The 12,597-nt window shown below is 33.3% G+C and carries 12 protein-coding genes and 1 pseudogene; all 13 read right to left on the bottom strand.

What is annotated here, in order from left to right; all coding sequences use genetic code 11:
• Positions 1 to 65: 65 nt before the first annotated feature.
• Positions 66 to 188, bottom strand: a complete 123-nt coding sequence (locus tag BHY08_RS11365) for a hypothetical protein (RefSeq protein ID WP_276325566.1) — start codon at positions 186 to 188, stop codon at positions 66 to 68.
• Positions 189 to 289: 101 nt separating this feature from the next.
• A complete protein-coding gene (locus BHY08_RS06290; protein ID WP_071457066.1) occupies positions 290 to 1,657 on the bottom strand; it encodes an MFS transporter in 1,368 nt (455 codons plus the stop codon).
• Between the two features lie 163 nt (positions 1,658 to 1,820).
• Positions 1,821 to 2,543 carry a gamma-glutamyl-gamma-aminobutyrate hydrolase family protein gene (locus BHY08_RS06295; RefSeq protein ID WP_071457067.1) on the bottom strand — a complete coding sequence of 241 codons (723 nt, stop codon included), beginning with the start codon at positions 2,541 to 2,543 and terminating at the stop codon, positions 1,821 to 1,823.
• Positions 2,544 to 2,598: 55 nt separating this feature from the next.
• Positions 2,599 to 2,979 (bottom strand): hypothetical protein, encoded by a 381-nt coding sequence (locus BHY08_RS06300; RefSeq protein WP_071457068.1) that lies wholly within the window; start codon positions 2,977 to 2,979, stop codon positions 2,599 to 2,601.
• A 250-nt stretch (positions 2,980 to 3,229) separates the two neighbouring features.
• Positions 3,230 to 3,541 (bottom strand): transposase, encoded by a 312-nt coding sequence (locus BHY08_RS10740; RefSeq protein ID WP_084657196.1) that lies wholly within the window; start codon positions 3,539 to 3,541, stop codon positions 3,230 to 3,232.
• A gap of 540 nt (positions 3,542 to 4,081) precedes the next feature.
• Positions 4,082 to 4,231 (bottom strand): 50S ribosomal protein L33, encoded by a 150-nt coding sequence (gene rpmG, locus BHY08_RS06305; RefSeq protein WP_071457069.1) that lies wholly within the window; start codon positions 4,229 to 4,231, stop codon positions 4,082 to 4,084.
• A 144-nt stretch (positions 4,232 to 4,375) separates the two neighbouring features.
• Positions 4,376 to 6,493, bottom strand: coding sequence for a penicillin-binding transpeptidase domain-containing protein (locus tag BHY08_RS06310; protein WP_071457070.1), 2,118 nt, complete (start codon positions 6,491 to 6,493; stop codon positions 4,376 to 4,378).
• Positions 6,494 to 6,677: 184 nt separating this feature from the next.
• Positions 6,678 to 7,172: a dihydrofolate reductase gene (locus BHY08_RS06315; RefSeq protein ID WP_071457071.1), complete on the bottom strand. Its 495-nt coding sequence runs from the start codon at positions 7,170 to 7,172 to the stop codon at positions 6,678 to 6,680.
• Positions 7,173 to 7,199: 27 nt separating this feature from the next.
• Positions 7,200 to 8,147: a thymidylate synthase gene (locus tag BHY08_RS06320; protein WP_071457072.1), complete on the bottom strand. Its 948-nt coding sequence runs from the start codon at positions 8,145 to 8,147 to the stop codon at positions 7,200 to 7,202.
• Between the two features lie 23 nt (positions 8,148 to 8,170).
• Positions 8,171 to 10,103 (bottom strand): annotated as a pseudogene (locus BHY08_RS06325) (ABC-F family ATP-binding cassette domain-containing protein).
• Positions 10,104 to 10,263: 160 nt separating this feature from the next.
• Positions 10,264 to 10,818 carry a ribosome hibernation-promoting factor, HPF/YfiA family gene (gene hpf, locus BHY08_RS06330; RefSeq protein WP_071457073.1) on the bottom strand — a complete coding sequence of 185 codons (555 nt, stop codon included), beginning with the start codon at positions 10,816 to 10,818 and terminating at the stop codon, positions 10,264 to 10,266.
• A gap of 131 nt (positions 10,819 to 10,949) precedes the next feature.
• Positions 10,950 to 11,570, bottom strand: coding sequence for a ComF family protein (locus BHY08_RS06335; protein ID WP_169817673.1), 621 nt, complete (start codon positions 11,568 to 11,570; stop codon positions 10,950 to 10,952).
• A gap of 65 nt (positions 11,571 to 11,635) precedes the next feature.
• Complete coding sequence (locus tag BHY08_RS06340) at positions 11,636 to 12,538, bottom strand: helicase-related protein (RefSeq protein ID WP_071457075.1); 903 nt, start codon at positions 12,536 to 12,538, stop codon at positions 11,636 to 11,638.
• Positions 12,539 to 12,597: the final 59 nt, after the last annotated feature.

Genomic DNA, 12,597 nt, shown 5'->3' on the forward strand with positions numbered 1-12,597 from the left:
TTTTTAATCTTATCAGATAGAAACCTCTCGCTTTCGTGAACAGATTTCTTAATATCAACTAGCTCTTACTTTATTTTTATCATATTATATACTTTAAGCTGATCTTTATAACTTTCTAAAGCCTCGTTTTCTGATTCTTTTAACATATCGTTCATTTTATTTTGCCACTTACTTGTATTTGTCACCATAATAATCACCTCATTACAATCATACGACATTATTTTCTTCTGTTACATACAAATAGCACTTTTTTATAGTATATGTATATTTAAAAAATCTTTAGATTTCTCTAAAGATTTTCGTTTTTATTCGATTTAAATGTTTTAATAACAAATAAACTACTCATTAGTAATAAAATAAATAAACAGACTAAAGCTACTTTTGACCCAGTACTTGTTCCTTGAACAAAATCATTTTGTCCTGATTGAAAAATTCCCACAACAATTGCGACAAATGACGTTGAAATAGCACCCATAAATTGTTGTAATGTACTAAAAATGGCATTTCCATCATCTTGTAAAGATTCTTTAATAGAAGATAAGCCAACAGTCATGACATTACTGTAAGACAAGCCCACACCTATCATAAAAGTGACATGAGATAAAATAATCAATGCAATGTTTCCTGTTTGAATCACCATAATTAACATTAACCAACCTAAAATCGCAAATAATATTCCCACACCTATGGGCTTTTTAAATCCTAACTTATCTAATATTTTTCCTGACACTGGTGCAAATAACGCACCGATTAAAGCCCCGGGAAACATCATCATCCCAGCATTCGAAGCTGGAACATTTTGGACGATTTGAATAAAGTTTGGTAAAACAAACGATACACCAAGTAAAAGAATTTGATAAACCAAGAATGACATTAAGTAAATCGTAAAGCGAGTATTTTTAAAAACAACTAAATTAAGTAATGTTTTTTGTTTATTTGTTTTATAGAATAACCCAGCACTGATTAATCCAATCACTAAAGCTACCCATCCTAACGGTTGTTCTAAATAACTAAAGAACATCAACAATCCAGTAAACATCACGGATAAATAAAGAACCGCTTTGACATTAATTGAATCACTAATTGATTTTTCTTCTTCTGGGATGGCATACAATCCAACAAGTGTTGAAACAATCAATACTGGAATCAACAATTTATAAATATATGTCCAGTCTAGTGTGGTCGTCAATATACCACCATATGTCGGCCCCATCGCTGGTGCAATCGAGGTTGTAAGATTTCCAATACCAATCATCATCCCACGTTTTTCCATTAGGACTTTTGTTAAAATAATGTTAAACATTAAAGGTAAAGCAATACCTGTGGCTATACCTTGTAATACACGACCAATCAGCAACATAATAAACCCACCAGCAAAGGCATCGATAGCAACTCCTAATAAAAACAATACACTTGAAACCGCAAACAACTTCCGGCGGCTAACGTTTTTTATTAAGTAAGATGACAGTGGCACAACGATCGAAATCATCAATAGATAAATCGTCGTCACCCATTGCACTTGTGATGTTGAAATACTAAAATCTTCCATTAACGTTGGAAACGTCACGTTCATTGCTGTTTCAATCAACACTCCCGAAAAAGCCATCATACCAGTTGCTAGAACAGCTAGATTAACATGAAATTTCTTTTCTGACATAAAAAATCCCTCCATTTTTCCATAAAAAAAACGAAACTTATCCCTAAAGATAAATTTCGCCTCTCTCTCGACACAAGTCAGACTTGTGTTATCTGTACGATTTATTCCCTTATTAGTTTAAAAAAAAAAACATCACTTGTCAACCAATAAAAGTAAAATTCACTTAAAAAGAATTCACCACAAAATCAAAGACTTCTTTTTCTTTTTCTAACGTGTCATATGCAAAATCTGGATGCCATTGAACACCTAGTATTTTATGATTATCAGAAGATGATTCGATTGATTCCACTACACCATCTTCACTGACTGCTGTTATTTTCAAATCATTACCAATTTTGTTGATACTTTGAAAATGAAACGAATTAACTGTTGCGTTCGCACCATAAATTGGACGCAATAAACTGTCACTTTCCAAATAAATATCATGCGTCGCAACCCACCTTTCAATAGGGGCTTGCATATGGCGGATTGGTTCTGGATTGCGTAAACTTAAATCTTGATGAAGTGTTCCACCTAAATAAACATTGACTAATTGCATACCACGACAAACACCAAAAATTGGTTTTTGTTGCTTAATCGCTTCTTTAATCAATGCCATTTCAAAAACATCTCGTTCAAGTAATGACAAATGCTCATTGATTGGTTCTTTTCCTTCAAGATAAAGTGTTGGCGTCACATTTTGACCGCCCGTTAAAATAAGTTTATCAATCAAACTCACGTATGTCTTTGCATCCTCTTTTTTACCTAAAGGAATCACAACAGGTACACCCCCCACTTCTTGGACTGCACGAACATAGCCAGCTGGTAAATATGATATTGGCAAATTATGCAACGTCTCTCCTGAATCGATTATTTCATTAGCCGAAATCCCTATCATTTTTTTCATTAAATGCCTCCAATTTATATTAATCACGATGCTTTTGGCATGTGCTAAAAAGATATTATTTAAAATTATTCTGTGAGTATATCGGTGTCATATGTTCCAAGTCAAGTCCTCCAATTTTTTCATCCAACTTTATTACAACTTTTTTCTTTTTGACACTATAATAAAAATACTTTTTATCATCTTTTTTACTTTCGATGACACCCACATAACGACCATCAATATTATAAATAGCCAGTGGTAACTCATCTAACGTTTTATTATCCAGTCCGTAATCATTCAATACCTCATTTTTTTTCTCTTCATTAAAATTATTTATTTTAGACATTAAGGCTGATTTGACTTCCCCATAAATAGCCTTGTCTCCTGTACCTTTATTTGTACAACCTGCAATCATAATTAAAACAGATAAAATAACAAAAAAATAGACTCTTTTCATATTTACCTCCATTAGCGAATTATTTTATTAAATATATCATATTTTTTTATAAATAGAAAATTCTAGACTTTTAGCCTCATTTAAGGCTTATTGACTATTCTATATCATACAAATAATAATAGACGAAAGGAGACAATAAAATGAATCACGGCTCTATGTCAAATTGTGTTGATGGACAATAATATTGAGGAAAAAGTCTCAAAAATGAAATAGAATTAATTGAAGTGAGGGAAGACATTCTCTCGCTTTTTTATTTAACCTGAAAAACTTGATTTTGAATCAAAAAGATACGTCGTTTGAATAATAGAAAGTTTCGATAGCCATAGGCCACCAGTTTAATCACTTTAATTTTATTATTAATGCCTTCTAAGAAACCATTTGAATAGGAGTATTTAAAGACATTCATGACTCCTTGGGAGAACTTACTAAATATCTTGAATTTATCTCTAAAATACTTTGATAATTCAACAGGTATCCTTGAACATAACTCTAAAAATAAGACATAATCATTGGTTCTATAAGCATACTTCAATTCTTGGATAAAATGATACGCTTTTTTAATAGAGAACTATAAGAAAGTAACTCATCTAAATAAAGAGCCGTAAGCAAGAAAAGAAGTTAAAATTCGGTTGCTGATTACTGTTTTCTACAACGGTAACGTTCTCTGTGAAGTTTTAGATAAGTTGGGCGACGTTCAACTTCAGGCAATTGACGAATTAATTAATGGTTTGATACGTTCCGTTTATAATAGTTTGATAAAATCCGCATTTCTTGCAGTGCTTATTTTTATTCACTAATCTTTCTATCATCATATTAACTGAGTGGTTATTTCTCGCTTAATGAGACAATCAATCCCCATTAAAAATAAGAGAATCATCCGTTAAATTGAGTAGTTTTCTTGTATTATTATCCATAGGGGTATTCTCCTTTGTAATGTTAGTTATAGCCAACTTAATTTTACCAATAAGAATGCCCCTTTTTCTATGCCTAAAACCAAAAATCACATTGATTGAATTTAATCTATCAACACGCTTTAGTGTACAGCCTAAAAAAATAGCTAGAACCCTTACTACACAAGGCTTCTAGCTTATAATAGAAAAAATTATTTTGTTTCACGGTGTAACGTCACTTTACGTTCACGTGGACAATATTTTTTAACTTCTAAACGTTCAGGATTGTTACGTTTGTTTTTGTTTGAAAGATAGTTTCTTTCTTTACATTCTGTACATTCTAAAGTAATATTTACGCGCATTATTTTTTCCCTCCGAAATAAATTAAGATATTCAAGTATCACTTGACACTTGAATATCATATCATGTTTTAATTGAAATTTCTAGTCTTTTTCGCAAATTTGTTAAGGAGTTCTACTTTACAGATTACAATACGTTTTTTAATTTTATTGTTTATTATACTCTTCATTATAGGCATTAATAACTTCTTTTAGTATTAACCTATTTGTCGCCATGTCATCATCACTAATTTGAGGAATCATCACGCTAACTGCTACTTTTGGATCATTATATGGGGCATACCCAACAATAGTACTATTAATAACGGAAATCGTTTTATTCGTTTTAGGATCTACTGCAAAGGTTTCAGCAGTACCTGTTTTAGCAGCAATCGGAAGACTAGCACCCTGTAAAACAGTTCCTGTTCCCATTGACCCGTTAACTACTTGATACATTCCTTCTTGAATAATCTCAAATTCGTTTTCTTTTCCTTCAATCTTATTCATTACTTTTGGCTCTATTAATTCTTTTTCTTTTCCTAAATCACCATTATCGCCATTGCCATAAATACCTTTCACAACATGTGGCGCGTAACGTGTACCACCATTTGCAATAGTAGACACATATTGAGCTAACTGCATTGGAGTATAAGCTTCATAGTTACCAAAAGATAAATCAAGAGCATTTGCCATAATGCCTGGTAAAAAGTTTCCATTTTTATCTTTGTAGTTTGTGTTTAGTACACCCACCGATTCTTGTGGAATATCAATACCTGTTTTGGTACCAAGACCGAATTCTTCATATGTTTTACGCAACTTATCAAACACACTAATATCCATTGGTAACGACATTCCTGGTGAGTACTCAACCCCCATCATTCCTAATGCAATACGCATCATATAAACATTTGAAGACACTTCAAGTGCTTGTTCAGTTGTCAAAGGTATAGAAGAATAGTGATTAAATAGTGATGATTTAGTTGTGCCATCACTAAATACGAGTGGTTCGTCGACCATTGTTTGATTACCTTTTATGATACCATTCTCATATCCTGCCATAACGGTTGCTGCTTTAATTGACGAGCCTGGAACAAACGCTTTATTAATTGTTCCAAGCGAATCATCAATTAATTCCCCTGTATCTGGGTCTTTACTTAATCCGACCATCGACAACACATCACCATTATTCGGGTCTGTTACCACAACATATACCCCTGGTGAATAAGTTGCTTTACCTGCTTGCTCCAATGACTCAAACTGACGCTTAGCAATTTCTTCCACTTTTCTTTGGAAATCTAAATTAATCGTTAGCATTAAGTTATCGCCTTTTTCACTTGCCTTAACCTCTGTTTTAGAAACTATTTTTTGATTTTTATCTGTCACAACTTCTGATTGACCTTTTTTACCTTTTAAAGTATCTTCATAAGATTTTTCTAGGTAACTTAGCCCAACACGATCATTTCTTTGATACCCTTTTTTAAGGTATTCATCAATCTCATCTTCAGGTAATCCTTGTTTTTCTGTTGAAACTGTTCCTAAAATCGAACGAATTTGGTCTTTTTCTGGATAATCTCTTTTCCAATCTGTTCCAGCTGATAATCCTGAAATAGCAGCTGTATTTTCCCCTACCTTAGCAATTTCTTCGGGCGTGACATTATCATTTTTAATGGTCACTGGTTGTAAAGCTGCCGCTGAATTGATTCGTTTAAAAACAGATGCTTCTTTCATTTGCTGTTCATCAAAGTTTATTTCATCATCATTGACTTTATCCACTGTTTTTGCGTATAAATCACTATTAGATAACTCTTGGCCATTAGAACTTACTTTATCACTAACGGTTAATCGTTTCTGGGCTTTTGCTAGGTTATCTGGATTAGCTAACCAATAATCTTTTTTATCACGCTCAGTTAGTTTATCTGGCTCAATATCAATCAATTTAACGATGTCTTGACTTACTTTTCTAATATCATTTGCGTTCATTCCAGCAGATCGTGTAAAAAGAATTGCCTGTGTTGCTTTATTTCCGACTAAAATATTTCCTTTCGAGTCATAAATATACCCCCTAGGTGCATTCTCTTCTACTATTTTCTTTTGCCCACTTGCGACAATGTTTTTGTATTTTTCTTGATTTTTAATTTGCAAATCAGACAATTTTACTATTAACATCGTAAACAAAATAAACACAATAAAAAACAAAATATCTAGTCGAATTGGAACATGAGATTTTGTTTTCTTTGTTTGTTTATTTTTACTAGATAAAAATTTGCCCTTATTTCTTTGATTCATTCATTAATTCTCCTCATTAATGAAAGTATTAAAATACTCCATTATTGTCTAATCACGTCATAAAGTATCTCATTTGTTAATCTATTTTTCAATAAAAAATAGACGACTTGATATTTTTTTAATATTTACTCCATGATCTAACTAAAAAGACTGTGAACTCATATATTCTACAGTCTTTTTATCATCATTTTTGGTGGCGTTGGTATGTCTCAAAATCATGTGGGAATGGATTATCATCGTTAACAGAGCCTTCGCTAGTACTGACAATATTCCACTCTCCCCAATCAATATAAGGAAAATAAGTATCCCCTTCAAATGTCGATTGAATCAATGTACGATATAATACATCAGTGTAAGGTAAGAATGTTTTATAAATCTCACCACCACCAGTGATAAAAGTAATCCCATCAAATTCTTCAGCATATTTCAATACATCATCTACCGAATGCATGACAATCGCACCATTTCCATCATAAGATTGGTCTGATGTTAACACAATGGTTTGACGATTAGGTAATAGATTTTTACCCATTCCTTCAAACGTTTTACGTCCCATAACAATTGTGTTGTTTTCTGTCATTTGTTTGAAAAATTGTAAGTCATCTGGCAAATACCAGGGTAGTTTGTCATCTTTCCCAATTAATCCATTTTCATCTTGAGCCCATATTGCTGCTATCATATTTCTTTATTTCCTCCCAAAATTCCCCTACACCGCAATCGGTGCCTTTATACTTGGATGTGGCTGGTATCCTTCAATCTTGATATCATCCATGTCAAAATCAAACACTGATTGTTTTTCTTTATTTAACCAAAGTGTTGGTAACTCTCTTTGTTTTCTTGAAAGTTGTTCTGTCATTTGCTCTATATGATTACTGTACAGATGAGCATCCCCTAATGTATGAACAAACTCTCCCACTTCAAGATTTGTTTCATGTGCAATTAAATGGGTTAATAAAGCATAACTTGCAATATTAAACGGAACACCTAAAAAGACGTCTGCACTACGTTGATACAATTGACAACTCAATTTTCCATCTGCTACATAAAATTGGAATAAAGTATGACAAGGTGGCAAAGCCATTGATGGCACGTCTTCTGGATTCCACGCTGAGACAATCAAACGTCTTGAGTCAGGCGTGGTACGAATCATGTCGATGACATCTCTTAATTGATCAATTGTGTCACCTGTTGATGTTTTCCATCGTCGCCATTGAGAACCATAAATATTTCCCAACTCACCATATTTCTTGGCAAATTCATCGTCATGTAATATGTTTTCGATAAACAGGGTCGTCTCTTTTTGATAGACTTCATTAAACGCGTCATCCACTAAACAACGACGACCAAAATCGGTCATATCGGGTCCTTTGTAGTCTTCACTTTTGACATATCTCTCAAATGCCCATTCATCCCAAATATGATTATTATTTTCTATAAGGTATTTGATGTTAGTATCACCTTTTAAAAACCATAATAATTCACTTTTTACTAGTGAGAATGGCACACGTTTTGTTGTGAGTAAGGGAAATCCTTTACTTAAATCAAAACGCATTTGATACCCGAAAAGACTTTTGGTTCCAGTACCAGTTCGATCAGTTTTTTCGTGTCCTTTTGTTAATATTTCTCGGCCTAATGCTAAATATGATTCTTCCATAATAACCCCTCAAAAATAATCTATTAATCGACAAACTCGCTAAGGTATTCCCAGCGTTCTAATTTTTCTTCTAACGTCTGTTCAGTTGATGTTAGTGTGGCTTGCAATTCCTGTAATTTTACCGCGTCACTGCTATTGTCTAACATTTGTGTGTTTAACGTTTCAATCGTTTCTTCTAACGTTGCGATGTCTTCTTCAATGGTTTCCCATTCGATTTTTTCTTTATAAGTTAATTTCTTTTTCTCAGAGTCATCTGAGATTGGCGTGTCAATTTTTTTGTTACGAACTGACTTCACTTTTTCATTGGATGCATTTTGATCAACTCGCTCAACGTAATCACTCATTGACCCAAAAAAGGTCGTCATATTTCCTTGACCATTGAAAATTAATAACTTATCCATCGTTTTATCAAGGAAGTATCTATCATGACTGACTGCAATGGCAGCACCTTGAAAATCGGCTAAGTAATCTTCTAAGATAGTCAACGTCTCGACATCTAAATCATTTGTTGGTTCATCTAATAATAACACATTTGGCTGCTGAATTAAAATACTCAAAAGATACAACCGACGTTTCTCTCCACCAGAAAGTTTACTTATGAGTGTACCATGCACTTGTCTTGGAAATAGAAATCTCTCAAGCATTTCTGTCACGCTGATGACAGAACCATCTTGCTGTTTCACTTCTTCGGCAATTTCTTGTAAAAACGAAATAATTCGTTTACTCTCATCAAGATTGTCGTTTGTTTGCGTATAATAACCAATATTTACAGTCTCACCTAACTCAACTACCCCACTATCGAGTGGAACTCGTCCGGCAATAATGTTTAATAAAGTTGATTTCCCTGAACCATTTGCGCCAGTAATACCCAGACGTTCATGAGATTGAACTAATAATTCAAAGTCTTTTAATATAATATTTTGATTGATTGTATAGTTGGCGTTCTCAATTTCAATAACTTTTTTACCAAGTCGTTTTGTTCCAACTGAAAAATCGAGACTTCCTTTATCACTTGAGCCACTTACTTTATCTTTTAAATCATGGAATCGATTAATTCTAGCTTGTTGTTTGGTTCCACGCGCTTTAACCCCAGCACGCATCCAAGCCAATTCTTGTTTAAATAATTGCTTATTTTTATGTAGGCTTTTTTTCTCATTTTCTTCTCGTTCTGCACGTTGTAATAAGTAAGATTGATAATTACCTGTGTACTCATATAATTTTCCATCAGATAACTCAAAATACGGTTGTGTACTCATATAATTTTCCATCAGATAACTCAAAAATACGGTTTGTTACACGATCTAAAAAGTAACGATCATGCGTAATCACGATAAGCGCACCTTGATAATGTGTTAAATAATCCTCTAACCATTGGATTGTTTGATAATCCAAGTGGTTGGTGGGCTCATCTAAAAGAAGTAAATCAGGTGATTGGATTAAGACTTGTGCCAATCCTAAACGTTTTTGTTGACCACCTGAGAGTTCTGATACTTTTTTATCTAAAAATAAAATGCCTAATTTATTTAAAATAGTTTTTGCACTTGTTTCAGCTAACCACGCATCTTCTTTATTCATGGCTTCTTCTGCTTTTTCGTAAGCTTTTTGCACTGCAACATTCTCACCATCTTGTGCTAAATCGACCAAGGCTTTTTCATAAGCATGAATAGCTTTCATCACTGGCGTATCATCTTCAAATACTGCATCTAATACAGAAATATCTTCTGAAAAAACAGTGTCTTGTGATAAATAACCAATTTTATAATCATTTGGATAATCAATTGACCCTTTTTCTGAATGATCTTTTCCTGATAATATCTTCATCAATGTCGATTTACCCGTTCCATTGATTCCAATTAACCCAATACGATCTTTTTCTTTAATCAAAAAAGAAACGTCATTCAATAATTGCTTAGTTCCATAATTTTTATCTAAATTATCTGCTCGTAACAGCTTCATTTGATCACCCATCTTCATTTAATCCTAACTAGTTTATCAGATTTATCTTACCTCCACAAGTTGACAACACTTACTCAACTGTTTTATCTACCATAAGTATATAGAAAAAACATCTCGTAGAAAGTTTTTACACTTTCTACGAGATGTTATCTTATATTTTTTAGTTTGTTTCAATTAAGCCATATTTGCCATCTTTACGTTTGTAAACGATGCTGGTTCCATTTGTTTCAGCATCTTCAAATATAAAGAAGTTGTGACCTAACATGTTCATTTGTAATACAGCTTCTTCGCTATCCATAGGTTTTAATGATAAACGTTTTGTACGAACAATTTCTAAACTTGGTTCGTCCATTTTTTCTGTAGAATCATTCGGAGCAAATACCAATTCTTTTGTTACATCTAAAGCTGTTTCTCTTGATTTACGGTTAATTTTTGTTTTATACTTTCTAATTTGTCGTTCTAATTTATCGACAACTAAATCAATACTTCCATATAAATCTGGAGAGGTTTCTTCAGCTCTTAATACAAGATATGGTAATGGAATAGTTACTTCCACTTTAGCATTTTTATCAGAATAAACTTTTAAATTCACATGTGCTGTTGATTCAGGCACATTTGTAAAATATTTTTCTAATTTGCCAATTTTTTTCTCTACATATTCTCTTATGGCTTGAGTAACTTCAATGTTCTCGCCTCTTACATTGTATCTAAACATAACTATTACCCCTTTCATCTATCACTAAAACTAGAAAAATAAGGTTTTTTAATTCCCTTCATCTTTCTACCTCTATTATATCGAACTTGTCATAAAATGACAAATACTTTAGTGGAAAACGCTTTATTGTATCATCTTGCTAAAGAAAACGTTATGACTTTTTTAGCCTTTTTATCCATAAGATAACGTTTTGCTTGCATCATCGTGTTTCCAGTCGTATACACATCGTCTACCAAAACAATCACTTTTCCATCAACGCTATGAGTATCTTTTTTTGATATGTTAAAAAACATACTAGTTTTAAGTCTATCCTGTCGTGATTTAGCTGATTGTTTTTTATGATGTTTTGATTTTTTTAAGATTAACTGATAGTCAATCTTTGCCTCATCTAGTAACAAAGCCACTTGATTAAACCCTCTGTCTAAATGACGCTTTTTTGATAATGGCATGGGAATTACCATATCATACGACAATTCACTCAATCTGTTTTTGATATCCTCACTAAAGACAGCAGCAAGCGATTGATTGCCTTGAAACTTATATTGCGACATAAAGTCACTCATAGTATCGTCATACTTAAATAAGGCGATATGCGGTTCTAATATCATACCTTGAGCTTGCCAATACTGACAATCTATACAAACCTTTGTCTTACTCTCACCATCACAGTACTGACATTGTCCACATTGTCCTGTCTCTATTGGCGTAAACTTATCTTTACATGATTCACAGCAGGCTATAGATGTTGTCATATCTCCAAAAAGTAGTTTCTTTAAACTCATCTGTCTGATTATATCTCGTCCACAAAGTACACACATCATAATGGTGACCGCCTATTCATCTGCTTGATCTCTTTTATAGCTTGTTTTATCGCCGTCGTTTTTCCTTCGTGTAAGAACAGCACCTTACCAACTGCTGAATCCCTGCTTCGTCCCACTCGTCCTGCAATTTGAATTAATGTCGCGCGGTTAAACACACGATGATCCGCACACACCACCATCACAGAAATACAGTGAAAGGTGACACCACGCTCTAAAATCGTAGTGCTCAGTAGTATATCAAGCTCACCTCGTCGCATTTTTTCGACAGTTTCTTCTCTTGTTTTAGAGGACGCATAGACAACACCCATTTGTTTGTCCGGCCATCTCTTTTTTAACACATTATAACTATCTAACATCAATGAAATATCAGGAAAAAATACAATCAGTGGATGTGTTTGCTTATCTATTGTTTGAATTAACTTTTTAGGCAGTGTTCCTTTTCTTAACTGAGTTGACAATTTTGGGCAGTAAAACGTGTTAGGTACAGGCAAATCTCTACCATGAAATCGTCTTGAAACCACACTTCTAGTTGTATTTTGATAATTTTCTAGATTCTTATTACTCGTTGCAGTCAAAAAAACCATCATTCCCTGTTTTACCAAGGCATTCTTCGTAGCATATTGTAATTCAGCTGAATTGACATAAGGAAAGGCATCAGCTTCATCAATCACTAAAATATCAAAATAATGAAAAAATCGCATCAATTGATGTGTGGTACAAATAACGAGTGACGCACCATCAAATTCCTGTTTAGACTTGCCGTATAACAAATTACTTTTAATTGATGGAAAAGCCGCTTGTAATCGAGGGAATAATTCTAAGCACACGTCTATCCTTGGCGTAGCGATACCTATTATCTTACCGTCTGTTAAAGCTTTTTCGATTAAGGGAAACAACATTTCTGTTTTCTGTTCACCCTGCTATACAATATCAAAATGTTTGATTTGATTGTGTCGCT

The organism is Vagococcus teuberi (assembly GCF_001870205.1).
GTDB lineage: Bacteria > Bacillota > Bacilli > Lactobacillales > Vagococcaceae > Vagococcus > Vagococcus teuberi.

Excerpts from the sequence above, each read along its gene's own strand:
- BHY08_RS11365 (WP_276325566.1), bottom strand. The coding sequence starts at position 188 with ATGGTGACAAATACAAGTAAGTGGCAAAATAAAATGAACGATATGTTA.
- BHY08_RS06290 (WP_071457066.1), bottom strand. The coding sequence starts at position 1,657 with ATGTCAGAAAAGAAATTTCATGTTAATCTAGCTGTTCTAGCAACTGGT.
- BHY08_RS06295 (WP_071457067.1), bottom strand. The coding sequence starts at position 2,543 with ATGAAAAAAATGATAGGGATTTCGGCTAATGAAATAATCGATTCAGGA.
- BHY08_RS06300 (WP_071457068.1), bottom strand. The coding sequence starts at position 2,979 with ATGAAAAGAGTCTATTTTTTTGTTATTTTATCTGTTTTAATTATGATT.
- rpmG (WP_071457069.1), bottom strand. The coding sequence starts at position 4,231 with ATGCGCGTAAATATTACTTTAGAATGTACAGAATGTAAAGAAAGAAAC.
- BHY08_RS06310 (WP_071457070.1), bottom strand. The coding sequence starts at position 6,493 with ATGAATCAAAGAAATAAGGGCAAATTTTTATCTAGTAAAAATAAACAA.
- BHY08_RS06315 (WP_071457071.1), bottom strand. The coding sequence starts at position 7,172 with ATGATAGCAGCAATATGGGCTCAAGATGAAAATGGATTAATTGGGAAA.
- BHY08_RS06320 (WP_071457072.1), bottom strand. The coding sequence starts at position 8,147 with ATGGAAGAATCATATTTAGCATTAGGCCGAGAAATATTAACAAAAGGA.
- hpf (WP_071457073.1), bottom strand. The coding sequence starts at position 10,818 with ATGTTTAGATACAATGTAAGAGGCGAGAACATTGAAGTTACTCAAGCC.
- BHY08_RS06335 (WP_169817673.1), bottom strand. The coding sequence starts at position 11,570 with ATGACAACATCTATAGCCTGCTGTGAATCATGTAAAGATAAGTTTACG.
- BHY08_RS06340 (WP_071457075.1), bottom strand. The coding sequence starts at position 12,538 with ATGTTGTTTCCCTTAATCGAAAAAGCTTTAACAGACGGTAAGATAATA.